Below are 26422 nucleotides of genomic sequence, written 5' to 3'. Positions count from 1 at the left end.
TCGAGTTCGTCCGTTCCTGTCGTACGGGGCCGGTGGCCCCGCGCCCCGGCGGATCGTCAGCCCAGGAAGATCGAGACCCCCTTGGTCTCGGTGTAGAGGTCGAGCGCGGATTCGCCGTGTTCGCGACCCCATCCCGATTGCCGGTAGCCCCCGAACGGCAACGCGGCGTCGGTGTTGTTGTAGGAGTTGACGTACACCGCGCCCGCGCGCAGGCGTCGAATCATCCGGTGCGCGAGGGTGAGGTCCTTGGTCCAGATGCCGGCGGCCAGGCCGTACGGGGAATCGTTGGCCACCCGGGCGATGTCGTCCAGGTCGGAGAACGGCTGGGCGACCAGGACCGGTCCGAAGATCTCCTCGCGGACCACCCGCATGTCCGGTCGGGTGTCGACGAAGACCGTGGGGTCGAGGTAGAAGCCCTCCGTCTCGACGCGGTTGCCGCCCAGGAGCGTCTTCGCCCCTTCGTCGGCGCCGACCTTGAGGTAGTCCAGCACGCGGTCGAGGTGCCGCTGCGAGACGACGGGTCCCATGGTGGTCTCGGGGTCGAGCGTGGGTCCGACCTTGATGGCGCGGGCGTAGTCGCTCACTCCGTCGAGGACTCGGTCCAGCACCTTGTGGTGCACGTACAGTCGCGAGCCCGCGGTGCACGACTCGCCCGCGTTGTAGAAGATTCCCTGCGAGGCGCCGAGGATCGCCTGGTCCAGGTCGGCGTCGGGGAAGATGATGTTCGGCGATTTGCCGCCGAGTTCGAGGGAGACCTTCTTGAGGTTGCCGACGGCGGCTTCCACGATGCGCTTGCCGACCGCGGTGGAGCCCGTGAAGGCGATCTTGTCGACGCCGGGATGCTCCGCGAGCGCGGCTCCCGCCGTGGGTCCGAATCCGGTGACGACGTTGACCACGCCCGCGGGTACGCCGGCCTCTTCGCAGAGCGCGGCCAGTCGCAGCGCGGTCAGCGGGGTGTCCTCGGCGGGCTTGAGGACGATGACGTTGCCGGTGACCAGTGCCGGGGCGAGTTTCCATGCCGCCATCAGCAACGGGAAGTTCCAGGGGATGATCTGCCCCACGACGCCGATCGGCTCACGCAGGGTGAACGCGTGCCACTCCCCGGGTTGGGAGATGTCGACGGTCGATCCACCCATGCGGGTGGCCCAGCCGGCCATGTACCGGAAGTAGTCGGCGCTCAACGGAACGTCCGCGGCGCGGGAGGCGGTGATCGGTTTGCCGACGTCGATGGTTTCCAGCAGGGCGAAGTCCTCGGCGTGCTTCTCCAGGAGGTCGCCGATCCGCCAGACGATGCGCGAGCGATCCGCGGGCGTCATCCGCGACCAGGGGCCGTGCTCGAAGGTCCTGCGGGCGGCTCGTACCGCCAGGTCCACGTCCTGGGCGTCGCCCTCGGCGACCTGGACGATCTCACGGCCGGTGGAGGGGTCGACCACCGCGAAGGTACGACCGGAGACCGCGTCGGTCCACGCGCCGTCGATGTACAGCTTGGGGATCACGGTCCCCAGGGCGGCGTCCGCCTTTGCCAGGAGCGACATGTCAACCTCTCACTTTCGACGACGAGAGACGGCTCTCGTCCGGGTCGAGTTCTTGTGGGACATCGGTCGGCTGTGGGGTCTCATACCCATCCGTGCAGGTCCGGCGCGTCGTGGTGTCGGTGACGCGACGGGTCGGTCGCAGGCGGCGGGCACCGGTGGCGGCCACGAGCGCGCAACTTTGCACGAGCAGTCGCAGCGAGGTGGGCAACCCCATGGTGAAGAGAAGTTGATCGAGCTGGGACAGGAACAGCGCGCCGACGGCGGTCGCGACGACGCTGCCTCGGCCACCCGTGAACGCGGTTCCGCCGATGACGACGGCCGCGATGACCGGGAGGAGGTAGCTGTTGCCCGCTCCGATGTCGGCGGTGCCCACGTAGGCCGCCAGGACCATGCCGCTCGCGGCATAACACAGCGCCGCGCACATGTAGGTCCCGATCGCGTAGCGCGTCACCCGGATCCCGGCGGCGCGGGCGGTGGCCGGGCTCGCGCCGGCGGCCACGAACCGGCGCCCGACGACGGTGAAGCGTGAGATCACCGCCACCGCCGCCACCACGACTGCGGCGATGTAGACCGTGTTGGGGATGCCGAGACGGCTGCTCGACGCGGCGTGATGGATGGAATCGGTGGCCGTGATCGGAAAGCCCGAGCTGTAGCTGTGCTCCGCGCCGAGCAGCAGCGAGCCGGTGGCCAGGGTCGCGACCAGGGGCGTGATGCCCACGATCGCGACCAGCACGCCGTTCAGTGCCCCACACACCAGCGCCGCGCCGCAGGCCGCGAGGATCGCGAGCAGTACCGGTGTGCCGGAGGCGGTCTGTTTGGCGAAGATGAGTCCGGACAGCGACATGATGCCCGGCACGGACAGGTCGATCCCGCGCGACTGGATGACCAGGGTCTGTCCGGCCGCCGCGAGGGCCAGCACGCTCGCGAACGGGAGCATGCTGGACAGCGACGCCGAGGTCAGGGTGCCGTCGGCGAAGATCACACTGGCGCCGAAGACGGCCAGGGTGGCGATCCAGATGCCCCGATAGCCCTCCTGGGCCACGCGCCGGCGCCGATGGCCCGTGGACCGTCGCCCGTTCTCGTGCGTTTCCACCGCGGGGGATGTGGCGATGTCACTCACAGCGCACCTGCCTCGATGCTGCGGCGGCTACGGGAGTACGCGGCGACGGCCACGATGATCATGCCGCCCAGCAGATAGGACTGCCAGGCGATGGTCAGATGCAGGAACGCGGTCACGGTGGCGACCTGTTGGATCAACAGCGCGCCCAGGACCGGCCCCACGAACGAACCGCGACCGCCGAAGATGCTCGCTCCACCGATCACGGCGGCCGCGATGCTGCCGAGGGTGTAGGTGTTGCCCGCCGAGGCGACTCCGGAGCCGACCTGGGCCAGGAGGGGAATGGCGGCCAGTGCGGCGAACAACGAGCAGGCCAGGTATGCCTTCAGCCGAGTGAGCGCGGGGTTGACGCCGGCCGCGAAGGCCGCGTCGGGACGCGAGCCCACCGCTCGGATCGACAGGCCCCACGGCGATCGACGCAGGAGCCGTTGCAGCAGCAGGGCCACCACGACGAGGCCGATCAGACCGACCGGCACGAACCCCACGGCCGAGGTGATCTGGTCGGCGAGTTGCACCGAGATGAGGCCGCCGGGGGTGGGGCGCAGCGTGAGGGCTATGCCCTGGAGGGCCATGTAGGTGGCCAGGGTCGCCACCATGGCGGCGAGTCCGACGACTTCGACGAGGAACCAGTTCACCACCCCGACCACGGCCGCGATGGCGAACAGGAGTAGCCATCCGAGCGCTTGTTGCGAGGGGGAGGATCCGTCGACGAGGTAGTACGACTCGACGACCACGAGGAGTCCCATGAGTGGACCCACGGACAGGTCGATCCCGCCGGTCATCATGACGAACTGCTGGGCGATCCCGGCCAGTCCGAGCGCGACGACCAGTGTGAGCATGCCTTTGAGGTTGCGCTGGGTGAGGTAGGCGTCGTTGGCCAGGGTGGCGTACAGGCCCAGGAAGGTGACCACAGCGCCGACCAGCAGACTGGGCGCGGAGTCGCGGGCCAGCCAGGTGAGCAGGCGCGGGTTCTTGGCGGTCTGTTGTTCCCGGACGGTGGTCGCGGTGACGGCGGCCTCGGTGATGGTGTGCTCGGCGACCTCGCCGACGTCGAGCGTGCGTACGACCTGCCCGCGCGAGAAGATCATCACCCGGTCGCACAGCCCGGCGAGCTCCAGGCTGTCCGAGGAGAGCAGGAAGACGGTCGTTCCCGCGTCGGCCGCCTCGCGCAGGACCGCGTAGATGTCCACGCGGGCCCCGACGTCGACGCCCTGGGTCGGCTCCTCGGCGAGCAGGACCTGGGGTTTGGTCGCCAGGACGCTCGCCAGGACCGCCTTTTGTTGGTTGCCCCCGGACAGGCTGGAGATCGGGGTCTCGATGTCGGGTGTTCGGATGCCGTAGCGGGCGATGGCCGATCGTGCCGCCGCCGCGTCCGGCTGGCGCCGCACGAACCCGTGGTGGGCCAGTGCCGGCAGTTGGCGCAGTGCGACGTTCTCCCGCACGGACAAGTCGGGCAGGATTCCCTCCCGGTGGCGGTCGCCGGGGATGTAGGCGATCCGCGCCTCCAGCGCGCGCGACGGTGAGGAGAGCGCGATCGGGTGGCCGTCGACGTGCACGTGCCCCCGGTTCGAGCGTCGGCCGGCGAGGGCTCGCAGAAAGTCCTTTTGTCCGTTGCCGTCGACGCCGGCCAGTCCGACGATCTCCCCTCGTCCGGCCGTCATCGAGATCGGCGCGAAGCCGGGGCCGGCGAAGTCGATCAGTTCGACGTGCGGGGTGGGGTCGACGTGGTCGGGTCGGTCGGGGAAGGCCATCTCCATCGGCCGCCCCACGATGAGGTCGATGATCTGCTGCTCGGACAGGGCGCCGGCGGACGCCTCGTGGGCGACCACGCGCCCGTCGCGAAGGATCGTCAGCTCGCCGGCGATGGCCTGGACCTCGCGGATGCGGTGCGAGATGTACACGACCGCCGTCCCGGCGGCCGCGACCCGTCGCACGTGCTCGAACAGGCGGGCGGTGTCCTGCGCCGCGAGGTGTTCGGTGGGTTCGTCGAGGATCAGGGCAACGGGTTCGGCCGCGAACGCCTTGGTGATCTCGACCAGGAAGCGGTGCTCGGGGATGAGTTCGGCGACCCGGGTGCCGATGTCGAAGGGCACCGACCCGCTCCACGTCTCCAGTTGGCGTCGGGCCCACGCGTTGCGGTCGCCCGGGCGTGGTCGATGGGCCTCCGGAACGCCGAGGAAGAGGTTCTCGGCGACGCTCAGGTCGGGCAGCAGGGCCGGTTCCTGGCGAACGATCGCCAGGCCCAGCGTTCTCGCCCGCCGGGGTGTGGCCGGTCGCAGCGGTTCCCCTCCGATGGTCACCGCACCGCTGTCCGGTGTGATGATCCCCGCCGCGACCGCCATCATGGTCGACTTGCCCGCGCCGTTCTCCCCGACCAGACCGTGGATGCTGCCGGGCGCGACGTCCAGGTTGACGTCCGACAGGGCCTGCACGCCCGGAAACGCCTTGCTGACGCCGTGGATCGTCAGGCCTGCGGTCGACTGGAGCATCGGTACTCCCTTCCGAATCTTGGGGTGCCCGGCGAACGGCCGAGCCTTCGTCCTCCGCGCTCCGGCGCCCCCGTTCGGGCCGACCGCCGGATGCGACGCTGCGGAGAGTGCCTACTTGAAGATGGCGTCCAGTTCCGCGGGAGTCAGGCTCGATCCGAGGGAGGCGTCCGGCGGCAGCGACGGCGCGCAGACCGGGTTCTTGTTGGCGGCGGTGTCGACCTCGGTGGGCATCGGGACCACGGCCGGCTCGGAGTCGTTGACGTTGTTCAACGCGGCCAGGCCCTTGCGCAGAGCGACGGCGGCGAGTTTGACCTGGCCGTCGATCGACATGAACGGGAACGGCGACGCCTTCCAGTAGCACGCGATTCCGTTGGAACTGGCGACGGCGGCCAGGGCCGGGGGCGCCATGCCCGCCTGCTTGTAGGCGTCCAGGGTGGCGCTGTCGATCGCGCCGTAGTCGGAGATGACCACGTCGATCCGGCCGTACTTGGCCAGCAGGCCGGACATCACCTGCTTGCGCTTTCCGGGCTCCCAGTCGGTGTCCACGACGCGGTTCTCGACGAGCTTCACGCCGGGGTGCGCCGCCAGCGCCGCCTGCACCGGCTTGAAGAACTGTTGGCTGGACTGCGCCCCGGGCACCCCGCCGAGGAACACCGCCTTGCCGTTGGGGGCCACCTTGCCGATCCATTCGGCCCACGCCTTGCCGGTCGCCTCGGTGTCCGGCAGGACCATGTCGGTGTAGTCCGTGCCGGCCTTGCCCCCGGGGTCGTCGATCAGTGCGATGACCTTGGTCCCGGCCTTGACCGCGGCGCGCATCGCGGACAGTTGGGCGGCGCCGAACTCGGCCATGACGACGATGATGTCGACGTCCTGGGCCACCAGGCTGTTGATGTCGGACAGGGACTTGGTCTGGTCACCTCCGGCGTCCGTGTACAGGGTCTCCTTGATGTTGGGACACTTCGCCGCCTCCTTCTTCAGCTCGGCCAGGGTGATCTTGGACCAGCTGTCGCCCTTGCCCTTGGCGAACGCGATCTTGATCGGGCGTGTCCCGCACAGGGAGGCGATGTCGCCGGGCGCCGCCGCCGGGCCCGACGCGGGAGCCGGGGCGCCGTTGTTGGGGGCACTGCCACTGCTCGGTTCGGACGTCTTGGTTTCGGCGCAGCCGCTGACCACGATGCTCAGCACCGCCGCGCCGGCGGCCCAACCTCGCACGGCGCTCCAGCTCTTGGATTTCATCTCGATCTCCCTCGCGATTGGAAAAACTAACGATTGCTTGTTTGAGGTCGTCGCTTCGGACCGAAAAGCGTCCAAGGATCGTCGTTTCGCGAGACGGGAGTCTCGATCACACCCCGAGCCGATCACTGCGACACACGCGACCGTTCGATCGGCCGCACCGGCACTCCGGCGGGATCGATCGGCTTCGACGGCCTCTAGACGGGCGATTCCTGGATGTAGCGGCTCGGGACCCAGCCGCCCAGGTGGGTGGCCACCAGGTCCGCGTGCACCTGCACCGTGTAGAACTTCCAGACGCCGTCCACCTTGCGGTACTCGTCCGTCTGGGTGCCGCCCAGCCAGGTCGCGGTCGGCACGCCGTCCACGTCGCGGGTGGACGGCATCAGCCACTTCCAGGTGCCGGTCGCGGTCTCCAGGTCGTCGTGGACCCGGATGTCCAACGGGATCATCACGTGCAGGACGAATTCGTACAGCTGCCCGTTGAGCTCCCAGAACTTCCGGATCTCGTCGCGGCCGTGGTACTGGGTCTGACCGCGACTGCCCGCCTCGAGGGGGTCGTCGACGTCGGTGAAGACCCCGAGCCACGCACCGTCCTCACACCACAGGTCCACCAGCGCGTCGACCAGGTATCCGGCGTCGGTCAGTTCGATGTGGTGCTGCTTCAGTCGCTTGATGTCCTCGATCGCCTCGAGCTTCGCGATGCGAGCTTCCAGACCGTCCATGGGGCTTCTCCGCATGATGGTGTACAAACGATTGTTCGTATAGGACATACCCGACAGCTTGAGCTGTCAAGACCCGACACCGGGGACGTATCAATCCGTGATCCGCGCTCGCCACAAGTCCGTTTCCGGACAAATATTCGGTCGCGACCCGGCGTCGACTCGTGTCCGCTTCGCCGTCCGTTTCGCATGCCGGCGGCGGCGCCGACCGGCCCTGGGACCGGCACGGCGCGGGGCACGATCACCCCAGGGCGCTGCGGCACGCGCTCAGTACGCCGGCCGCCTCGTCGAGGTCGCGCCACAGCGGATCGACGACGATCTCGTCGAAGCCCTGCGCCGCGTATTCCACGACCCGTTCCGGCAGGTCGGGGAGGTCGTCGGGGGTGGTCGCGGTGATTCGGAGCACGGCCCGGAAACGGTCGCGGTCGCGCTGCGCCAGGCCGAGGAGTTCCTCCACCCGGCGCAGGCGCTCGCCCGCTTCCGTCGGCGCCGCACTCGGGGTCGCCAACGCGATCCAGCCGTCGCCCATCGCCGCCGCCCGCTTGAGCGCGGCTCCCGACATGCCGCCGAAGAGCAGGGGAACGCCGCCGGGACGGGCCGGCAGGGGCCGGCAGTGCACGCCCGGGCCGTACTGAAAGTGTTTTCCCTCGTAGGCCCGTCGATCTCCCGACCACGCGCGACGCAGGACCTCCGCCGCCTCGTGCATGCGCCCGACCCGCGAGGAGAAATCCTGGCCCAGAGCAGCGAACTCCTCGGCGAGCCACCCGGCACCGACACCCAGGAACAGCCGACCGCCCGAGAGACGGTCGATGGTGGCGGCGGTCTTGGCGACCTCGAACGGGTGCCGTTGGGGAAGCACGAGCACCGAGGGTCCCACTTCGACGCGCTGTGTGTTCGCCGCGATCCAGGCGCAGGCGACCAGGGGGTCGAACACGTCGAGGTCGGGGGGCCAGGGGAACTTTCCGTCGGCGGCGTACGGATAGCGGGATGTGGCTCCCTCGACCAGGAGCACGTGATCGGAGATGTGCAGGGAGTCCGCGCCCGCCGCCTCGGCAATGCCCGCCATGGCCACCACGCCGGGTCGAACGGCACGTTCCCCGGTGTTGGCCACCGCCACGCCCAGCCTGGTCATCACGAACCCCCCGGCAGATCGGCGTCGTCGACGTCGGGGAGGTTGACCACGACGTTGTCCGGCGTGCGGGCCGTCAGCCACACGAGTTCGGCGTCCTCGCTGAGGTTCGCCTCGATGTGCGGGATCCTCGGCGGCACGAAGACGAAGTCGCCCGCCTCCAGGTCGACGAACTCGCTGTACTTGCGCCCGAAGTAGATGCGCGCCCGGCCCTTGAGGACGTATCCGGCGGTCTCGGCCTCGCCGTGGTGGTGGGGCACGGACCGGTACCCCGGGGCGTTCGACACCTTGCCCAGCCAGATCTTGCTGCTGGGGGTGGCGCCCGGGCTCACGCCGGCCAGTCGCCGGGCACCCTCGGACTGCGCGGTCTGCTCGGTCTCGGTGCCCGCGCGCACCACGAAGGGTCTGTTCTTGTCGGCTGTCATGGTGGACTCCTGTGACAGAAGGGATGGACGGATTCCGACCCGACCCGTCTACGTCGTGGTCGGGGCTGTGGGACGGCGGGGCGCGTCGCGCCGCGTCGAGGTGTCGCCGAGGGGTCAGACGGGCGTGATCGCCTGGCGTCGGGCGGCGGCGACGGCCGGCCGGCGACGGTAGAGGTGCAGCCTCTCGATCAGTTCGGCGCGCAGGTGGTTCGCGGGCACCACCGCTTCGACCGCGTTCTCGTTCGCGATCTTGAAGACGTCGATGTCGGCCGCGTACTCGGCCTGCTTCTCCGCGATGAACCGCTTGCGTTCCTCGGGGTCGGTGATGGCCTGGATGCGGTTGTAGTGGACGCCGTTCACGGCGGCGTCGGGTCCCATGAGGGCGGGCTTGGCGGTGGGCAGGGCGATCACCGCGTCGGGTCTCATCGGGGCTCCCGACATCGCGAGATAGCCGCCGCCGTAGGCCTTGCGGATCAGCACGGCGATGCGTGGCACCCGGCTCTCGGCGACGGCGAAGAGCATCTTGGCCCCGTGCCGGATGATGCCCTTTCGCTCGACCTCGGACCCGATCATGTAGCCGGCGATGTCGACCAGGAAGACCAGCGGGATGTTGTAGGCGTTGCAGATCCAGATGAATCGCGCGGCCTTGTCGGAGGAGTCGGGGAAGATGACGCCGCCGCGCGAGATGGACTGATTCGCCACCAGGCCCACGCTTCGGCCGCCCAGTCGGGCGAAGCCGGTGACCAGTTCCGGGGCGAAGAACTCCTTGTAGGGGAAGAAGCTGTCCTCGTCCACCAAGGCGTCGATCAACTCGTGGACGTCGTACACCTCGGCCTCGCTCAGCGGCACCACCTCCTGCACCGTGCGCTCGGAGCCGGGGGGTTTGGCCTCGACCACGGGCGGCGGGCTCTGCCAGTCGGGCGGCAGGTACGACAGCCACACCCGGATCGCCGCGATGGCCTCCTCGTCGTCCTCGACGAGGCAGTCGCCCAAACCGGAGGTGGTGCAGTGCATCTCGGCACCGCCCATCTCCTCGAGCGTGACCTGCTCCCCCGTCACCATCTCGGCCAGGCGGGGGGATCCCAGATAGGCCGTCGCGTGGCCGCGCACCATCACGGTGTAGTCGCACAGCGCGGGAACGTAGGCCGACCCGGCCGGTGACGGGCCGAAGAGCGCGCAGACCTGGGGAATCCTGCCCGACATCTGCACCTGGTTGTAGAAGATGTTGCCCCAGGCGCGGCGCCCGGCGTAGCTCTCGAACTGCTCGTCGATGCGCGCGCCCGCGGAGTCGAAGAGGTAGACCAGGGGAATCCCGGTCTCGTCGGCGATCTCCTGGGTGCGAACGATCTTCTCGAAGGTGCGCTTGCCCCAGGTGCCCGCCTTGACGGTGAAGTCGTTGGCGACGACCGCGACATCACGACCGTCGACCTTGCCGAAACAGGTCACCACCGCGTCGCCCGGCAATCCTTCGTCGAAGCGCGCGAGCAGGCCGTCCTCGAAGGACCAGCCCTCGTCGAAGAGCAGTTCCAGTCGTTGACGCACCAGCAGCTTCCCGGACGCGGAGACCTTCTCGCGGGCCTTGGCGGATCCCCCGAGGCGGGCGCGGTCGAGCCGATCCCGCAGTTCGTCGTGCACAGTTCGCGCCATACGTCACATCCGATTCCGACGGGTTCGCCTGCTTGACCGCCCTCGAAGGTGCGCTCTAGCTTAGCGAACGAACGCTTGTAAGTTAAGAGGGAGGGATTCGATGTCCGTAGACCAGCCGATAGAGATCTCGCGATTCGAGGTCACCGGTCAGTCGAGCCACTTCTGGGAGGACCTCGCCCTCGGCGACGTCCTGCGCGGCCCCGGCGTCACGGTCACCGACGCCCACCTGGTGACGTGGGCCGGACTCACCGGGGACTGGGTGTCACTTCATCTGGACGAGGAGTACGCGGCGAGCACCGGTTTCGGTGGTCGGATCGGACACGGCCCGCTCTCGTTGTCGCTCACCCTGGGCCTGCTCACCCAGACCGGGTGGTTCGGCAACGTCCAGGCGTGGCTGGGTCTGGACGAGGTCCGCGCCCTCGCCCCCGTACGGATCGGCGACACCATCCGGCCGACCGCCGAACTCGTCGCCGCCCGGCGGACGTCGAAGCCCGGTCGCGGTCTGTGGACCCTCGCCTACACCACGGTCAACCAGCACGCGGAGACGGTGATGACGTTCACCGGCAGCTTCCTGGTCGCGTGCCGGGAGATCTGACCGCCGCTCGGCGCCGCGACGCGCGGACCGGGACAAGGATCTCTCGGGCCGCTCGTCCGGCGTCGGAACCGTTGAACCCCACGAGCGGACGGCGTGTCTCAGGGGCCGCCGGACGCCGAGTCGGCGTCCTGCCGGCGCCTCATCAGCGCGGCCCGCCGCATGCTGCACACCAGGTCGCCGTCCTGGTTGTACGCGCGGTGCTCGAGGCGCACGATCCCGGCGTCCGGACGGGACTTCGACAAGCGTTTCTCCAGCACCTCGCTCTCGACCCTGAGCGTGTCGCCGATGAACACCGGCCGGGGGAAGGACACGTCCTCGAAGCCCAGGTTGCCCAGCGTCGTGCCCAGGGTCAGGTCCGCCACGTGCAGCCCCGCCACCAGACCGAGGGTGAACACGCTGTTGACGATGCGCCTGCCGTAGATCGAGCCCTTGGCGAACTCCTCGTCCAGGTGCAGAGGTTGCGGATTCATCGTCAACGCGGTGAACAGGAGGTTGTCGGTCTCGGTGACGGTGCGCGTGACGCTGTGGCGCACGACCTCCCCGACGGTGAACTCCTCGAAATGGCGCCCGCTCATACCGCCTCGACCTCCTCGTCGACGTCGACCCCGGCCAGCAGCTCGCGTGCGTGTCGCACGTGGGCGAGATCGATGTGTTCCCCGTCGAACTTCACCGCGCCCAGGCCCGAGTCGGCGGCCTCCTCGTACGTGCTGACCAATCTGCGGAGTCGATCGCGTTCGGCGTCGCCGATCGCGTACTCCTCGTTGACGACGTCCACGTGCGAGGGATGGATGAGGACCTGTCCACCGAAGCCGAGCTCGCTGTTGGCCCTGGCGAAGGCACGCAGGCCCGCGAGGTCGTGCACGTCCTGCCACAGACCGAGGACGATGTGGCGCAGTCCGGCCGCCCGGGCGGCGAGGACGATCTTGCTGCGGAGGTAGAGCGTCTCTCGTCCCGCCGCCGTCCAGCGAAATCCCACGTCGCGCGAGACGTCCGCGTCCCTGGCCGCGGCCGCCATCAGCGACACGACCCGCGGGCCCGTAGCGATGGCGTCCACGGCCGAGATCGACCGCGCGGTCTCCAGGCTGGGCACGAGGCCCACACCTCCCCGGGGCATGCCGCGTTCGATCTCGATCGCCGTGACCAGCGCGTCGTAGGCCACCACGTCGTCGCGACCGAAGATCTTGGGCAGCAGCAGGCCGGTCACCCCCGGACGCACCGCCGCCGCGACGTCCTTCGCGAAGTGCTCCGTGTCCAGCGCGTTGACCCGGACGAACAGCCCCGTGCGGCGCAATCCGAGTTGCCGGATCACGTCCGACACGGCCTCGCGTGCCTCGCTCTTGGCGGATTCGGGGACGGAGTCCTCCAGGTCGAGGATGAGGGCGTGGGCACCGGAGCGCAGGGCCTTGCCCACCCAGGGGGGCTTGTGCCCGGGAACGAACAGCATCGACCGGTACGGCTTCATGGCAACTCCTCGACGGGGAAGGGCGATCACTGGGTGGGAGCGGGATTCGGGACGCGCGTCACGCCGGTTGCGGCTCGACGAGCGCGAGGACCGCCCCGGCGGCCACGACGCTTCCCACGACCACCTTCAGGCTGGTCACCACGCCCGCACCGGCGGCGCGAACGGGATTCTGCATCTTCATCGCCTCGACCACGAACAGGACCTGGCCCGCGTCGACCCGGTCGCCGTCGCCGACGTTCACCGCCACCACGGTCCCCTGCATCGGGCTGGCCACGGTGCCGTCGTCGGCCGCGCGCGCGGCTTTGCGGGGCCCGCGGGGGGATCCGGTGCGACGGGTGCGCCCGGCGACGTCCTTGGCCTCGGGCACCGGTCCGCCCACCGGCAGGCCGCGATCGTAGGCGATGGTGTACGGGCGCCCCGCCACCCACACCTGCTCACGCTCGGAGGCTTCTTCCTCGACCGGGTCGTCGGCGACGTCGTCGTCGTGCGCTGTCGCCGAGGGGAACTCCACGGACGTCTCGAGCCAACGCGTCGAGATCGCGACCGCGGCGAAGTCGGGGTGATCCAGGACCGCGGCGACGGCGGTGGCCGTGGTCGGGACACCGGAGATCACGAGTTCGTCGAGCGCGGTGCGCAGTCGACGCACCGCGGTCGCGCGATCGGGCGCCCAGACCAACAGCTTGCCGATGAGGCTGTCGTAGTAGGGCTGGATCTCGTCACCGGCCTCGTATCCGGTGTCGAAACGCACACCCGGTCGCGGCGGTACCCGAAGGTCCGTGATCCGACCGGGAACGGGCACGAACAGGCCCCCGGCCGTGTTCTCGGCGTTGATCCGGCACTCGATGGCGTGGCCCCGGGGCGAGGGCCCCGACTCGGTCACGCTCAACGGCAGCCCGGCGGCGACCCTGAGCTGTTCGGCGATCAGATCGAGGCCGACGACCTCCTCGGTCACCGGATGCTCGACCTGGATGCGCGTGTTCATCTCCAGGAAGTAGAAGCTGTCGCCGTCGACGAGGTACTCCACCGTCCCCGCGCCGACGTAGTCCACGGCGCGCGCCAATCGCACCGCGGCCTCGCCCATGGTCGTGCGCAGTTCGGCGGACAGTCCGGGAGCCGGGGATTCCTCGACGAGCTTTTGGTGACGTCGCTGGACCGAACAGTCGCGATCGCCCAGCCAGACGGTGTTGCCATAGGTGTCGGCGAACACCTGCACCTCGACGTGGCGCGCCCCGCCGAGGAATCGTTCGACGTACACGTCCCCGTTGCCGAACGCCGCCGCGGCCTCCCGCGTGGTGGCCTGCAACGCCTGCTCGACCTCCTCGGGCCCGGCGACGGTGCGCATGCCGCGTCCCCCGCCGCCGTAGGAGGCCTTGATCAGCAGCGGATATCCGTGTTCCGCGCCGAAGGCCAGCACCTCGTCGGGGTGGGCGACGGGTGTCGTCGTGCCCGGGATGAGCGGCACATCGGCGCCCAGGGCGACCTTTCGGGCCGCGACCTTCTCCCCCATGACGTGGATGGCGGCCGCGGAGGGGCCGATGAAGACCAGGCCCGCCTCCTCCACCGCGCGGGCGAAGTCCGCGTTCTCGGCGAGGAACCCGTAGCCGGGGTGCACGGCGTCGGCCCCGGTGGCACGGGCGGCGGCGATGATCTTGCCGATGTCCAGGTAGCTCTCGGCGGGCGTGCTCCCGCCGATCGACACGGCCTCGTCGGCGACCCGCACGTGCAGCGCCGCGTGGTCGGGATCGGAGTGCACGGCCACCGAGGACAGCCCCAGCTCACGGCACGTGCGCAGTACCCGGACCGCGATCTCGCCCCGATTGGCCACCAGCACCTTGGAGAACGTCATCACTCGCTCGCTTCCTCGACACAGGTGTTGCGACAGGTGCCGATGCCCTCGATCGTGGTCTCGAGGACCTGTCCGGCGCGCAGGAACTCGGGGGGTTTGCGTGCCGCGCCCACGCCCCCCGGGGTGCCGGTCAGCAGGATGTCGCCGGGGCGCAGCGTGGTGAAGCCCGAGACGTAGGCGATCAGGTCGGCCGGCTCGAAGAGCAGTTGGGACGTGCTGCTGCGCTGCTTGAGCGCGCCGTCGACGGTGCAGGTGATCTCCAGGTTCGCCGCGCCGTCGACTTCGTCCGGTGTGACCAGCACGGGTCCGATCGGGGTGGTGGCGTCGAACGCCTTGCCCTGCAGCCACTGGCCGCTGCGGTGCTGCCAGTCGCGGACCGACACGTCGTTGGCGACGGTGAAACCGGCGATGGCCTTCGCGGCCTCGGCCACACTCGCGCGACGCACGGTGCGTCCGACGACCACGGCGAGTTCGGCTTCCCAGTCGACGGACTTGGACACTCCCGGCAGCACGAGGTCGTCGTCGGCTCCCATCAGCGTGTCGCCGAACTTGGCGAAGAGCGTGGGGTGCTCGGGCGGCACCCGACTCATCTCGAAGATGTGGTCCTTGTAGTTGAGCCCGACGCACAGCACCTTCGACGGTCGCGGGACCACGGGGGCGAAGTCCGCGCGCAGACCCGAGACCTTGGTCCCGGTGAGATCGCGCAGGTCGTTCCGGCCCTGTCGGGCGAGTTCGCCGAGCAGGGATCCGACATCGGGGTGGGGCAGGAGTTCCAGGTGGTCCTCACCGACGACGACCGCGCGGGTGTCGTTGCCCTGCCTGACGGTGGCCAGCCGCATTCGACGCTCCTCGAATACAAACGATCGCTTGTTTTTCAATCTATGCGGAACGTCCCGGATCGGTCAATGGGTCGATGAACGCCGAAACGCCCGGCTCCGAGCGAGGGCTCGGACCGGGCGCGCGGACTACGGGTGGGGCGTCAGGCCCCCACGGCGGAGGCGGCCTCGATGGCCTCGATCTCCTCGGCGGAGACGCCCAGTTGCCGCAGGCACAGCACGATGTACTTGGCCACGATCTCGTCGATCGACAGTTCGCCCTCGGGCCGATACCACGTGGACACATGCGTACCGATGGCGACGATCGCGTAGACGCTCAGCCGGGTGTCCACGACGTTCGCCCGACCCTGCGCCGCGGCCTCCTCGATCAGGACGCGCAGCACCTTCTCGTACTGGTCGCGCTTGGCCACCACGGTGCGCCGGTCCTTGTCGCCGAGGGACCTGAGTTCGGAGTTGCCGACGAACACCTCGCGGGCCCGGCCCGCGTGGAAGCGGATGTGGCAGTCGATGGCCGCCCGCAACCGGTCCACCGCGTCGGTCCGCCCCCGAAGAGCGGTCCGCTGGGCGGCGAGGAGATCGTTCATCACGCCCAGCATGATGCTGCGGAGCAGGTCGTCCTTGCCGTTGATGTGGTTGTAGAGACTGCCGACCTGGATGTCGATCCGCGCGGCGACCTGCCGCAGACTGGTCGCCTCGTAACCGTGCTGATAGAAGAGTTCGGCCGCTGCTTCGAGCATGGCGTCCGCGGTCCGAACGCCGCCGGTCGGACGAGGCATGATCAACTCCAATCGGCTCATTCGGTGAGGCGGAGAACGCGATCCATATTAGCGGACGAACAAACGAACGTCCGCTCACCGGGGGTGGGACTCACCACCCGAGGTCGCTTTTGAGCCGCTCCTTGAGCGCCTTCCCGACCGCCGAGCGTGGGATCTCGGAGGCGTTCCGGAAGACCACCCGCTTGGGCACCTTGTAGCCGGCGAGCCGTTCGCGCACGAAGCCCTGGATCTCCGCCTCCGACGGGACGTGGCCCGGACGCGTGACCACGATCGCGCGCACCTCCTCGTCCCATTCGACGCTCGGCGCGCCCACCACCATCGCCTCGACCACCCCCGGGTGCGTCAGGAGCACCTGCTCGATCTCGGCGGAGTAGACGTTCTCCCCGCCGCTCTTGATCATCTCCTTGGCCCGGTCCCGAAAGTAGAAGTACCCCTCGCGATCGCGCACCGCGAGATCGCCCGTGCGCAGCCACCCGGCCCGGAAGACCGCCGCGGTCTCCTCGGGGCGGTTGAAGTAGCCGGACATCAGGCTCGGGCCGCGCACACAGATCTCGCCCAACTCGCCGGGGGCGACCTCCCTGCCCTCGGCGTCCTGCACCTGTGCCTCGGCCAGCAGGTACTCCTTGCCGATCGAGCCCTGGAGATCCTCGCGGAGCATGTCGACCGGTTGAAGGCGGGTCACCATGGGGCCGGCCTCGGTCAGCCCGTAGCGGAAGTACAGGGAGACGTCCGGCATCGCCTCCATCAGGGCCAGCTTGTCCGAGGTTCGAAGCAGGCCCGCCCCGCTGTGCAGGGCCCGGAAGAATGTCCGGAAGCCGGGTGTCTCGAAGGTGTCCGCGTTCATCAGGCGTCGGATCATGTTCGGCACCATGAACATGTCGGTCACCCGCTCCCGCTCCACTACGGACGCCACCTCCGCCTCGTCGAAGCGGTGCAGCAGCACGCTGGTGCCCCCGGTGGCGTAGTGAGGCAGGAACCAGCACAACAGGCCGGCGGAATGGAACAGCGGCGTGGTGATCAGGCCACGATCGGCGGGCGAGCGGCCGATGCCGCAGTCGATCACCTCGTTGCACACGTTCGCGAGCGCGGCCCCGTGCGAGAGGACGACGCCCTTGGAGACCCCCGTCGTGCCACCGGTGAACAGTACGCACAGGGGGTCGCCCGGCGCGATGTCCACCCGGGGCGGACCCCCGGGCCGCAAAAACGCCTCGTACGCGGCTCCCTGCTCCACCACCAGGCGCACGTCGTGCAGATCCCCCGTCGCTCGGGCGGCCTCGAACGCGTCGGTGAACATGTCCTCCACCAACACGACACGCGCGGCCGTCTCGTTGACGCCCACCACCAACTCGGCGGTGGACCATCGCCAGTTGTACGGAACGAACACCGCCCCCGCCGCCGCGACGCCCAGGAACGCCTCCGCACAGAACACACTGTTGCCGGCGAGCACCCCCACGCTGTCTCCGCGCCGCACACCACTTTCGACGAGCCCCCGCGCCAAGGCCCAGGCGCGATGGGAGAGCTGACCGTGGGAAAGCCTGCCGCGGTCGTCGACCACGGCGTCGCCGTACGGGTTGCGGCGTGCGTTGAGACGCACCATGTCGGCCACTGTGCGCATACGTTCCCTTTCGTACTGCCTCGAGCGTATTGCCGACGAGGGCGGATCTCGTCGTACGGGACCCGCCATCGCATGCCGGAGCCGGACGGCTACCGACTCGTCGCCACGCATTCGTCGTCGATCCACGACTCCCACGCCCTGGTCCGGACCGGCGGCTGGGATGCCTCCTTCGCGCCGTGTCCGTCGGGCAGCACCTGTTCGCACCAGATGGTCTTGCCGGTCGGCGATTGGCGCGTTCCCCAGCGCTGGGCGAACTGGGCGACCAGCAACAGACCGCGGCCGCCCTCGTCGAAGGTCCGCGCCCGTCGCAGATGCGGAACGGTGTTGGTGCCGTCCGAGACCTCGCAGATCAGGCTGCGATCGCGGATGAGCCTCAGCCGGATCGGCGCCTGCCCGTAGCGGATCGCGTTGGTGACCAGCTCGCTGACGATCAGCTCGGTGGTGAAGATCGCGTCTTCCAGATCCCATTCGGTCAGTTGCCGCGCGGCGTCGGCGCGGGCTCGGGCGACGATCTCGGGCTCCGCCGGAAGGTCCCACGAGGCCACTTGGTCGTTCCTGAAGGCGCGCGGCCGCGCCAGCAGGAGCACCACGTCGTCCTTGGGCCCGTCGGGCAGCAGGGAGGCGATGACGTTGTCACAGACCGCCTCCAGCGAGGCGGCCGGATCGGCCAAAGCGCGGCGCAGCTCGTCGATCCCGCGGTCCACGTCCCGATGCCGGGACTCGATCAGACCGTCGGTGTACAACGCGAGCACGCTGCCCTCGGCGAGCTCCACCTCGGTCGACTCGAACGGCATCCCGCCCAGGCCCAGCGGCGGTCCCGCGGGCAGGTCGAGCAGTTCCACCGTGCCGTCGGGACGGACCACGGCGGGCGGCGGGTGACCGGCCCGGGCCACGCTGCACCGGTTGGAGGCGGGATCGTACACCGCGTACAGGCAGGTCGCGCCGATGTCACCGCCGGTCCCGTGCTCCTCGAGGTTCGCCTCCGCCGACAACCGGATCACCAGGTCGTCGAGGTGGGTGAGCAGCTCGTCGGGGGCCAGATCGACATCCGCGAGCGTACGCACGGCGGTCCGCAGGCGACCCATCGCCGCGGCGGCGTGAATGCCGTGGCCGACGACGTCCCCCACGACCAGCGCGACCCGCGCGCCGGACAGCGGGATGACGTCGAACCAGTCCCCGCCCACGCCCAACTCGACGTCGGCGGGCAGGTAACGGTAGGCGGCCTCGGCCGCCGCCTGCTCCGGCAGCCCCTGCGGCAACAGACTGCGCTGGAGCGTGAGCGCCGCCGCCCGCTCACGGGCGAAGCGGCGGGCGTTGTCCAGACACACGGCCGCCCGGGCCACCAGTTCCTCCGCGAGCGCGAGGTCCGCCTCCTCGAAGGGCTCCTCGCACGTCGTGCGTCCGAACAACACGACGCCCAGGGTCAAACCGCGGGCCCGCACCGGGACGATCATCCACGAGTGGAACCCGTATTTGGTGATCTTGGCCCCCCGGGCCGGGTCCGCGGCGACCCACGAGGCGATCGGCTCGTCCATCGTGCGGTGCAGGGTCGATCGCCCGGTGGCGAGGCAGACCGCGGGCGGCGAGTGCTCGGTGTAGACGTCCACATCGCCCAGTGCCACCACCGCCTCGGGAGCGCCGGGCAGCATCGACTGCTGGGCGACCCGCCGCAGCACCATCGAGCCGGTGATCGGACCCGGGATCGGCTCCTCGCCGCGCAGCAGACTGTCGAGCAGGTCGACGTCGGCGAAGTCGGCGAGTCGCGGCACGACGATGTCGGTCAACTCCTGCGCCGTCTGCATCACGTCGAGCGTGGTGCCGATGCGCACGCTCGCCTCGTTCAGCAGCGCCAAGCGCTCCCGGTCACGGAAGCGGTCGGTCACATCGAAGGCCGTCGTGCAGATGCCGACGGCGTCACCGTTGCGGTCCTGCAGCAACGACGCCGACATGGAGAACAGGTGTTCGTGATCGGGATCGGCGTGGGTTCGGCCGCGGATCTGGAAGTCCAGGCAGGGTTCGCCGGTCGCCAGGACGCGGCGCATCCGACGCTCCCACTCCTCCATGTCGGGCCCCCGCGGCACGCGTTGCGGACACGGACCGCACAGATCCCCGGCCGAGGCACCGCTGAGCGCGGACATCGCGGCGTTCTGCCACACGCACCGCAGGTCGGTGTCGTAGACCGTCATCGCCATGGGGGAACGACTGCGCACCCAGTCGAGCATCGCCCGGTCCCCGGGACCTCGGCCGATCCCCGACGCGACGAAGGTGACCAGCCACTGGAATCGCCCGCTTCCGCTCGCCAGCCGCTGCGCCCGGACATGGACGTCCAGGTGGTGGCCGTCCCGATGGACGAGCGGGACGTCTCCGGTCCACTCCCCCACGCCGTGCGCGACGTCGCGAGCCGCTATCGCGTCGGCGGGCCGGGCCAGCAGGCGCAGCGCCGGCCGCTCGACCACCTCGGTTGCCGCAAACCCCAGCAGTTCGGCCGCCTGGGGATTCCACGCGGCCACGAGTCCGCGTTCGTCGATGACGGCCAGGGCAGTGGGGCCGCCGAGCACGTCCATGACATCCACCTCATCGATGAGGGTCGCGGTTCGCACACCTCCCGATCGGTCGGTCCTGTCGACCCAAAGCGTGCAAACGCTTGTTCGTCAAACTACGCCTCTTGACCCGATTGGTCAACGATCGAGCGGGTCCGCCCGATGGAATGCCTGACGGAATGCCCGATGGAATGTCCCGTGCCTCGGCCGTCGGGCTCACGATTGAGCCGGCCCGCCACCCGGTTTCGGGCGCCGGCTCAACCGACGACATGGATGGGCAGCGGGGCCAGTCCGTTGAAGCCGACGGCCGCGGTGGTCGTGCTGTAGGCGCCGACGGACCATACGGCGATGCGGTCCCCCTCGCGCAACGCGGACGGCAGGCGGTACGGCTCGCTGCCGCGGAGCACGTCCGCGCCGTCGCACGTGGGGCCGCCCAGGAGCACATCCGAGACCGGGTCGCCGGGGGCGAAATCGGGGGCGGTGACCGGGTACTCGATCGTGCCGTTGCGGTTGTCGACAAGCCCGGCGTTCCAGATGCCCGCGCCGAGAAAGACCCACCTGAGAGCATCCCCGCGAATCGCCACGGCATGCACACACGTGCAGAGCACCGCCGCCTCGGCCGCGAGGGCACGACCGGGATCCATGACGACCTCGGCCGGGGGTTGGTCGAACCCACGCGCGACGGCCGCGCGAATCGCCGTCGCGAAATCGGCAAGCGGGGGCACCGGCCGGCGATCAGGGGCGGGGAGACCACCGCCCAGGTTGAGAATCCGAAGGTTCAGCCCCATGCGCCGCAGCGACTCCCATGCTCGGGCCGCGGACGCGACGGCGGAGTCCCAGGCATGCGGGTCGCGCTGTTGGGTGCCGATGTGGAGCGTCAGCCCGGCCACGTCGAGTCCGGCTCGCGCCGCCGCCGAGGCGATGGCAGGCGCCTCGTCGGGCAGGCAACCGAACTTGCGGGTGGCGAGGGCCGGTTCGACGGCCACCCGGATCAGCACGCCTGCTCCCGGAGCCGGCACCCCGAGTCGGCGCGCTTCCTCCGCGCCGTCGAGCGAGAACAGGCGTACACCGCGCGCGTACGCCTGGGCGGTGTCGCGGGTGGAGCGTATGGGGTTGCCGTACGTGAGGCGCTCGGCATCGACGCCCGCGTCCAGGCACAGGTCCACCTCGGCGACCGAGGCGACGTCGAACCCGATCCCGTGCGCGGCGAAGGACCTCAACAGCGCCGGATGCGGATTGGCCTTCACCGCGTACTGGATCCGGACACCGGCGAACACGGCGCTCACCTCGGTGAGCTTGGCGCCGGCCGCCGAGACGTCCAGGGCCACGTGGGACTCGGCGGGCCCCAGCCCGCGCACGTGGGATTGCAGCAGTCGACTCATGTCGGTGACTCCTCCCGGCCCCGGACCGGTTCCGGTCCCGGAGCTATGTCCGACCTCGTCCCGACGGTGGCCGCGCGGCGCTCGGTCTCCGCGCACGAACCCGACCGGCCGTCCCAGGTTTCGATGGACCCGAAACTAATCGCACACGGCCGATTCGTCACCGGGCCGGTTCACTCGGATCGGATGCACCCAGCTTGGGTTTACCGGCACGTATCGTCAATCTCGAGATCACCCTCCGCGTCGGCGTAGCGAACGCTCCGCTCACGGAGAGGAATTGTCTATCCACGGTGCGACAAGAATGGATTGGACTGTTGCCGCGGAGACTATTGACGTGTCACGATCCTCCTGCTGCGATCCACACCGCCCCTGCGGTGTTCGTCGCCGACCCGCACGTACGGGCCCTGTTGGGCCCCCGCACGGCGATCACCGGCGATGTCCGGGGTACCGGTGCGCATTTCCTCCTTTCTTTTCTGCGCGACGGATAAAGGCGACCGACCATCGGTCGCCTGCCGCCATTTCTACGCATCGCTGTCCGGGAGTAGGAACATGCTCGACGACACGTTTCTCCCTTTCCATTCACTCGTCTCGGCCGTCGCCTGCAATGCGCCCGAAACGGTGGCCGTCTCCGCCGGTAAACACTCGGTCACATACGCGGAACTCGATGCGAATTCCAATCGAATCGCCCGACTGCTCCTCGCCCGCGGCCTGGAGCGCGGCGGACGCGTGGTGGTGGGCCTTCCGCGCGGCGCGGACCTGATCACGTGCGCACTGGGCATCTGGAAGGCGGGCGGCGTGTACCTGCCGGTCGACGTCGACGACAACTCCCGCCGGACGGCGGACATCATCGCGGAGAGCGGTGCGGCACTGGTCCTGCGGTCCTCGGACGCGAGTACGGCTCCCCTACCCGTACACCCGCGCCTGGTGGTCGACCCCGAGGACGCGGGGTCGCACCCGGCCGACGACCCGGGGATCACCATCACGGCCCAGGACGCGGCCTACGTGATCCATACGTCCGGTTCCAGCGGGCGCCCCAAAGGTGTGGTCGTGGGCCACGCGGGCCTGGCCAACCTCGCGCACGCACAACGCGAAGCGCTCGACATCCACGCGGGCGACCGGGTCCTACAGTTCGCGGCGCTCACCTTCGACGCCTCGATCGCCGAGTTCACCCTCGCGCTCGCGCACGGCGCGACACTGTGCGTGTACCCGCGCGAGGACCTGACACCGGGCGAACCACTGGCCGGTGTGCTGCGGGAGTCGATCACCCACGCGATCGTCGTGCCTTCGGTCCTGGCGGTCCTCACCCCCGAACACTTCCCTCGGCTGCGCCTGTTGGGCGTCGCGGGAGAGGACTGCCCCGCCGAACTGGTACACGCGTGGGCCGACCGGCACCGGTTGGCCAATCTGTACGGCGTCACCGAGTGCGCCGTGTGGTCCACGTACGCGCCGGCGCGCATCGAGGACGGTCGCGTCCCGATCGGACGTCCGGTGCTGGGTACGGCGGTGCGCGTGGTGGACCCGGACCTGAAGGTCGTGCCCGTCGGCACAGTGGGGGAACTGCTGTTGGGCGGCGTCGGCGTGGCCCACGGGTACCTCGACCAGCCGCGGCTCACCGCCGAACGGTTCGTGGAACACCTCTCGGAGCCGCCCGAGGACGTCCGACGTTGGTATCGCACCGGAGACCTGGTCCGCGAACTGTCCGACGGATCCTTTCTCTACCTCGGCCGCCTCGACGACCAGATCCAGATCCGCGGCCAACGGGTGGAACCGGGAGAGACCGAAACCGCGCTGACCGCGCTGCCCGAAGTACGACAGGCGACCGCGGTTGCCCACGGCGAACCGGGCGGCGACCGGCGCCTGGTGGCCTTCATCGTCGCCGAACCCGGCCACACGCCCATCGAGCGGGACGTGCGCCGAGCCCTGTCCGAGCGCCTGCCCGCACACCTCGTACCCTCGACCGTCGTCGTCCTGGACGCGATACCGCTCACGCCCCATGGCAAGGCCGATCGCGCGGCCCTCGCGACGCGCCCGCTGCCCCTGCGGGTCGCGCCGCCCCCCGACGACCGGTCGCACGACCCCGGCGACCCCGGCGAACGCGACTCGGCGTCGGAACGGGCCCGGATCGTGGCCGCGTTGATCGCGGAGGTGTTGGACATCCCGGCGATCGGCATCCACGACAACTTCTTCGATCAAGGCGGGCATTCGTTGAACGCCGCCGACCTGCTGTCCCACGTGCATCGACGGTTCGGGGTCCACGTCGGGCTCGGGGCGTTCTTCACCGATCCCACCGCGGACGGCCTCGCCGAGCAACTCGGCGACGCGGTCCTGCCCCACCGTGCCGAGGGGCGACGGCCGGCATGAAGCCCTCGTCGCTGCTCACACCTGCCAACCACCTCGGAAGCGATCCCCGCCACCCGGTCCTGGTCTGCCTGCCCTACGCGGGTGGTTCGGCCCGGGCGTTCAAGGAATGGGGCCCGTCCCTGGCCGAAGCCGGTCTCGGGCTGCTCGCCGCGCACCTGCCCGGACGCGAGGAACTCGTACGGCGGCGACCGTACACGCGTCCGGTCGAACTCGTCGCGGACCTCGCGGCCGAACTCGAACCGATCGCGGCTTCTCGACCGTACGCCCTCTTCGGCCACAGCATGGGGGCGGGACTGGCGCACGCGCTCGCACAAGAGATGTCGAGCCGGCGCCGCCCGTTGCCGAACCTGCTCATCGTCTCCGCGCATCGCGCACCGCATCTGCCCCCGCCGTGGCCGCGCACCGACGACCTCGCCGACACGGAGTTCGTCGAGTTCCTACGCGCGTTCGATCTGATCGGCGCCGCTGTCCTCGCGATTCCCGAGCTCGTGGGACTGCTGTTGCCCACCCTGCGCGCCGACTTGGCGCTCGCTGCCACCGTCCCCCACCTGTCCCAACGGCCCCTGGCCTGCCCGACCGTGGTGTACGGCGGCCTGGACGATCCCCTCGTGGACGCTCCGGCGCTGAGCGCTTGGGGGGCGGCGCTCGTGCGTTCGCCGCACATCCGCCACTTCCCCGGTGGGCACCTTTTCCCGTGGGAGCATCCCGAGGAGTTCCGACGGATCCTGCTCGCCGACCTCGCGGCGCACTCGGCCGGCACTTCCCTGGCGGCGGCGTGAGCGCGAGCGCCGCCGCGCCGTGCCCGCCGGCCGGGAAGGACACCCTGCCCTCGCTGGTCGACCTCTACCAGCCGCGACACGCCCGCGACCCCTATGCGCTGTACCGCCGTCTGCGCGAGGCGGGCCCCGTGCACTGGGACCGGGCGTTGCAGGCGTGGACGATCATGGGCCATGCCGACATCCGCCGTCTGTCGCGCCATCCCGAGCTGTCCGAGGACCGCGTCACCGCGTACAACTCCCGGCTCCCCCCGGATCGCCGTCGGATGTTGGCTCCCCTGGCGGATCCGCTGTCGCGCATGATGCTGTTCAACGAACCCCCCGAACACACCCGACTGCGAGCGCCGCTGCGTGAACCGCTGGGACGACGGGCCGTCCGGCCCTGGCGTGCCGTGGTGCGCGAACGCCTGCACGAACTGCTCGACCGCCTGCCCGACGGACCCGTCGACGTGTTGCGCGATCTCGCCGACCCCTTGACCTCCACGATGATCGCCGAGCTGCTGGGCGTACCCGGGTCCCATCGACACCTGCTGAGCGGCTGGAACAGTCTGCTCGACGAGTTCTTCGGTCAGTCGACGCGCGAACTGCCTCGTGTGGAGGCACTGCACGCGCTCTTCCGGGGCATGCGGGATCCGGGTGTTCAGGGGACGTCGGGCGGTTGCCCCGTCGGCGGTTCCTTTCCGAACCTGTTCACGAACGCTTCCGGCGACCTCACCGACGACGAGTCGTTCGCGGCGTTCCTGCTGCTCATAGACGCCGGCCAGGCCACCACGACCCACTTCCTCGCCAACGCCGTGCACGCTCTGCTCGAACACCCGGATCAACTCGCCCTCGTGCGGGACCGGCCCGAACTGCTCCCCGGCGCCGTCAACGAACTGCTGCGCTACGACAGCCCGGTGCAGTTCGTCGCGCGCACGGTGCGCGCCGACTTCGAATACCTGGACACCCGGTTCCGGGCCGGTCAAACCGTCCTGCTCGTGCTGGGATCCGGCAATCGCGACCCCCTCGTCTACGCCGAACCCGACCGCCTCGACGTGACCCGACGGGCCACCGATCACCTCTCCTTCGGGTATGGCGCGCACTACTGCCTCGGGGCGCCGCTCGCACTCTCCGAGAGCGAGATCTTCCTCGAAGTGCTGCTGGACCGAGCCCCCGGTCTGCGAGCCGGGTGGGACACCCCCCTGACCTGGAAACCGACGATCAATTTCCGGTTTCTCACCGCGCTCCCGGTCGAACTGGGCACAGGAATCGTCACGTAGTTCATGTTTTCGGTCGTATTTGTCCGAGCCCTGTGTCGGCGAGTCGACGATCGTGGTCCGTGAAAGCCCGGCTTCGGGCTCGCCCGTGGTCCCTCTCACGACGGCACGACCCGCCATCGCGTCGAAGTCGCCGCACGGACGGCGATCCGTCGGAACGCGCCCCGCGCCCGCAGGAATCCGACTTGGCCATCGGGCCGACGTCACGACGTGTCGTGCGGGGACCAGCCGACCAGCCGGAACGAGGTACCGAGATGCCACGACACAAGCGAACCCGGCATCTCCTTCGCCTGCGGCCCGCTCGTCCTCGCGCCAGACACAGACGCCGGCGCGGGCGCATGGCGATCGTCGCGCCGATCCTGGCGGGCCTCATCGTGCCGGCCGGCCTCGCCGGTGTGGTGATGCTCGACGGATCGGAGTCCGCCGGCCGGTCGCCTCTTCCCGAGAGCAGATCGGCGGTACCGGATCGAACCGCGGGGCAACCCCTCCCGGAAGAGACGACCGCGGTCGAACCCGTCGCCTCGGCCCCCTTCAGCACCGCGCCGACCCTGCCGGCGAGCGTCCCGCGCACGTCAAGCCCGGCCACGGTCCGGTCGACGACCACCAAACCGCGCGCTTCCTCGTCACCCGGACTCGTCGCCTCGCCTCGACCGACGGCTCGCCCGTCACGGCCCACCGCCACCCGC

The 26422-nt window shown here is 69.7% G+C and carries 20 protein-coding genes; 4 read left to right on the top strand and 16 right to left on the bottom strand.

The window, feature by feature from the left end:
• Nucleotides 1-56: 56 nt before the first annotated feature.
• From ACWCPW_RS15155 to ACWCPW_RS15120, 8 genes are all read right to left on the bottom strand, one after another.
• Nucleotides 57-1535: an aldehyde dehydrogenase family protein gene (locus ACWCPW_RS15155; RefSeq protein ID WP_449761977.1), complete on the bottom strand. Its 1479-nt coding sequence runs from the start codon at nt 1533-1535 to the stop codon at nt 57-59.
• Nucleotide 1536: 1 nt separating this feature from the next.
• The gene (locus ACWCPW_RS15150) at nt 1537-2655 is read right to left on the bottom strand and encodes an ABC transporter permease (RefSeq protein WP_449761976.1); all 1119 of its coding nucleotides are present in this window, start codon (nt 2653-2655) and stop codon (nt 1537-1539) included.
• Nucleotides 2652-5141: an ATP-binding cassette domain-containing protein gene (locus ACWCPW_RS15145; protein WP_449761975.1), complete on the bottom strand. Its 2490-nt coding sequence runs from the start codon at nt 5139-5141 to the stop codon at nt 2652-2654. Before ACWCPW_RS15145 ends, ACWCPW_RS15150 begins: the two co-directional genes overlap by 4 nt.
• 111 nt (nt 5142-5252) lie before the next feature.
• Nucleotides 5253-6377: a substrate-binding domain-containing protein gene (locus ACWCPW_RS15140; RefSeq protein ID WP_449761974.1), complete on the bottom strand. Its 1125-nt coding sequence runs from the start codon at nt 6375-6377 to the stop codon at nt 5253-5255.
• 194 nt (nt 6378-6571) lie between these two features.
• On the bottom strand, nt 6572-7096 hold the full coding sequence (locus ACWCPW_RS15135) for a nuclear transport factor 2 family protein (RefSeq protein WP_449761973.1): 525 nt from the start codon (nt 7094-7096) through the stop codon (nt 6572-6574).
• Between the two features lie 238 nt (nt 7097-7334).
• Nucleotides 7335-8225, bottom strand: coding sequence for a TIGR03619 family F420-dependent LLM class oxidoreductase (locus tag ACWCPW_RS15130; protein ID WP_449761972.1), 891 nt, complete (start codon nt 8223-8225; stop codon nt 7335-7337).
• A complete protein-coding gene (locus ACWCPW_RS15125; RefSeq protein WP_449761971.1) occupies nt 8225-8647 on the bottom strand; it encodes a cupin domain-containing protein in 423 nt (140 codons plus the stop codon). Before ACWCPW_RS15125 ends, ACWCPW_RS15130 begins: the two co-directional genes overlap by 1 nt.
• Before the next feature lie 114 nt (nt 8648-8761).
• A complete protein-coding gene (locus ACWCPW_RS15120; protein WP_449761970.1) occupies nt 8762-10294 on the bottom strand; it encodes an acyl-CoA carboxylase subunit beta in 1533 nt (510 codons plus the stop codon).
• A gap of 100 nt (nt 10295-10394) precedes the next feature.
• Between ACWCPW_RS15120 and ACWCPW_RS15115 the strand changes: the two genes are divergently transcribed.
• Entirely contained in the window at nt 10395-10889 is a 495-nt protein-coding gene (locus ACWCPW_RS15115) for a MaoC family dehydratase (protein WP_449761969.1), read from the top strand.
• A gap of 98 nt (nt 10890-10987) precedes the next feature.
• Here ACWCPW_RS15115 and ACWCPW_RS15110 read toward each other — a convergent pair whose 3' ends face one another.
• The 8 genes from ACWCPW_RS15110 to ACWCPW_RS15075 form a co-directional block, all read right to left on the bottom strand.
• Nucleotides 10988-11464 (bottom strand): MaoC family dehydratase, encoded by a 477-nt coding sequence (locus ACWCPW_RS15110; protein WP_449761968.1) that lies wholly within the window; start codon nt 11462-11464, stop codon nt 10988-10990.
• Nucleotides 11461-12351: an HpcH/HpaI aldolase/citrate lyase family protein gene (locus ACWCPW_RS15105; protein ID WP_449761967.1), complete on the bottom strand. Its 891-nt coding sequence runs from the start codon at nt 12349-12351 to the stop codon at nt 11461-11463. The genes ACWCPW_RS15110 and ACWCPW_RS15105 overlap by 4 nt, the downstream gene beginning before the upstream one ends.
• Nucleotides 12352-12409: 58 nt before the next feature.
• A complete protein-coding gene (locus tag ACWCPW_RS15100; RefSeq protein WP_449761966.1) occupies nt 12410-14197 on the bottom strand; it encodes an acetyl-CoA carboxylase biotin carboxylase subunit in 1788 nt (595 codons plus the stop codon).
• On the bottom strand, nt 14197-15036 hold the full coding sequence (locus tag ACWCPW_RS15095; RefSeq protein ID WP_449761965.1) for a fumarylacetoacetate hydrolase family protein: 840 nt from the start codon (nt 15034-15036) through the stop codon (nt 14197-14199). Before ACWCPW_RS15095 ends, ACWCPW_RS15100 begins: the two co-directional genes overlap by 1 nt.
• A 140-nt stretch (nt 15037-15176) precedes the next feature.
• Entirely contained in the window at nt 15177-15809 is a 633-nt protein-coding gene (locus ACWCPW_RS15090) for a TetR/AcrR family transcriptional regulator (RefSeq protein WP_449761964.1), read from the bottom strand.
• Between the two features lie 91 nt (nt 15810-15900).
• On the bottom strand, nt 15901-17406 hold the full coding sequence (locus tag ACWCPW_RS15085; protein ID WP_449761963.1) for a class I adenylate-forming enzyme family protein: 1506 nt from the start codon (nt 17404-17406) through the stop codon (nt 15901-15903).
• Nucleotides 17407-17513: 107 nt separating this feature from the next.
• A complete protein-coding gene (locus ACWCPW_RS15080; RefSeq protein WP_449761962.1) occupies nt 17514-19988 on the bottom strand; it encodes a SpoIIE family protein phosphatase in 2475 nt (824 codons plus the stop codon).
• Nucleotides 19989-20221: 233 nt separating this feature from the next.
• Entirely contained in the window at nt 20222-21346 is a 1125-nt protein-coding gene (locus ACWCPW_RS15075; protein ID WP_449761961.1) for an ornithine decarboxylase, read from the bottom strand.
• 546 nt (nt 21347-21892) lie between these two features.
• On the opposite strand from ACWCPW_RS15075, the gene ACWCPW_RS15070 reads away from it, so the two are divergent.
• From ACWCPW_RS15070 to ACWCPW_RS15060, 3 genes are read left to right on the top strand one after another with little or no spacing between them, the layout of a single operon-like run.
• The gene (locus ACWCPW_RS15070) at nt 21893-23704 is read left to right on the top strand and encodes a non-ribosomal peptide synthetase (protein WP_449761960.1); all 1812 of its coding nucleotides are present in this window, start codon (nt 21893-21895) and stop codon (nt 23702-23704) included.
• The gene (locus ACWCPW_RS15065; RefSeq protein ID WP_449761959.1) at nt 23701-24483 is read left to right on the top strand and encodes a thioesterase II family protein; all 783 of its coding nucleotides are present in this window, start codon (nt 23701-23703) and stop codon (nt 24481-24483) included. Before ACWCPW_RS15070 ends, ACWCPW_RS15065 begins: the two co-directional genes overlap by 4 nt.
• Nucleotides 24480-25739, top strand: a complete 1260-nt coding sequence (locus ACWCPW_RS15060; protein WP_449761958.1) for a cytochrome P450 — start codon at nt 24480-24482, stop codon at nt 25737-25739. Before ACWCPW_RS15065 ends, ACWCPW_RS15060 begins: the two co-directional genes overlap by 4 nt.
• Nucleotides 25740-26422: the final 683 nt, after the last annotated feature.

The organism is Embleya sp. NPDC001921 (genome assembly GCF_053594475.1).
Note: the sequence above shows the minus strand (reverse complement) of the source record. Positions and strands in the feature narration are given on the sequence as shown.

Bases quoted from the DNA above. Each gene is read 5' to 3' on its own strand.
- ACWCPW_RS15155 (WP_449761977.1), bottom strand. From the start codon at position 1,535: ATGTCGCTCCTGGCAAAGGCGGACGCCGCCCTGGGGACCGTGATCCCC.
- ACWCPW_RS15145 (WP_449761975.1), bottom strand. From the start codon at position 5,141: ATGCTCCAGTCGACCGCAGGCCTGACGATCCACGGCGTCAGCAAGGCG.
- ACWCPW_RS15140 (WP_449761974.1), bottom strand. From the start codon at position 6,377: ATGAAATCCAAGAGCTGGAGCGCCGTGCGAGGTTGGGCCGCCGGCGCG.
- ACWCPW_RS15135 (WP_449761973.1), bottom strand. From the start codon at position 7,096: ATGGACGGTCTGGAAGCTCGCATCGCGAAGCTCGAGGCGATCGAGGAC.
- ACWCPW_RS15130 (WP_449761972.1), bottom strand. From the start codon at position 8,225: ATGACCAGGCTGGGCGTGGCGGTGGCCAACACCGGGGAACGTGCCGTT.
- ACWCPW_RS15125 (WP_449761971.1), bottom strand. From the start codon at position 8,647: ATGACAGCCGACAAGAACAGACCCTTCGTGGTGCGCGCGGGCACCGAG.
- ACWCPW_RS15120 (WP_449761970.1), bottom strand. From the start codon at position 10,294: ATGGCGCGAACTGTGCACGACGAACTGCGGGATCGGCTCGACCGCGCC.
- ACWCPW_RS15115 (WP_449761969.1), top strand. From the start codon at position 10,395: ATGTCCGTAGACCAGCCGATAGAGATCTCGCGATTCGAGGTCACCGGT.
- ACWCPW_RS15110 (WP_449761968.1), bottom strand. From the start codon at position 11,464: ATGAGCGGGCGCCATTTCGAGGAGTTCACCGTCGGGGAGGTCGTGCGC.
- ACWCPW_RS15105 (WP_449761967.1), bottom strand. From the start codon at position 12,351: ATGAAGCCGTACCGGTCGATGCTGTTCGTTCCCGGGCACAAGCCCCCC.
- ACWCPW_RS15100 (WP_449761966.1), bottom strand. From the start codon at position 14,197: ATGACGTTCTCCAAGGTGCTGGTGGCCAATCGGGGCGAGATCGCGGTC.
- ACWCPW_RS15095 (WP_449761965.1), bottom strand. From the start codon at position 15,036: ATGCGGCTGGCCACCGTCAGGCAGGGCAACGACACCCGCGCGGTCGTC.
- ACWCPW_RS15090 (WP_449761964.1), bottom strand. From the start codon at position 15,809: ATGCCTCGTCCGACCGGCGGCGTTCGGACCGCGGACGCCATGCTCGAA.
- ACWCPW_RS15085 (WP_449761963.1), bottom strand. From the start codon at position 17,406: ATGGTGCGTCTCAACGCACGCCGCAACCCGTACGGCGACGCCGTGGTC.
- ACWCPW_RS15080 (WP_449761962.1), bottom strand. From the start codon at position 19,988: ATGGACGTGCTCGGCGGCCCCACTGCCCTGGCCGTCATCGACGAACGC.
- ACWCPW_RS15075 (WP_449761961.1), bottom strand. From the start codon at position 21,346: ATGAGTCGACTGCTGCAATCCCACGTGCGCGGGCTGGGGCCCGCCGAG.
- ACWCPW_RS15070 (WP_449761960.1), top strand. From the start codon at position 21,893: ATGCTCGACGACACGTTTCTCCCTTTCCATTCACTCGTCTCGGCCGTC.
- ACWCPW_RS15065 (WP_449761959.1), top strand. From the start codon at position 23,701: ATGAAGCCCTCGTCGCTGCTCACACCTGCCAACCACCTCGGAAGCGAT.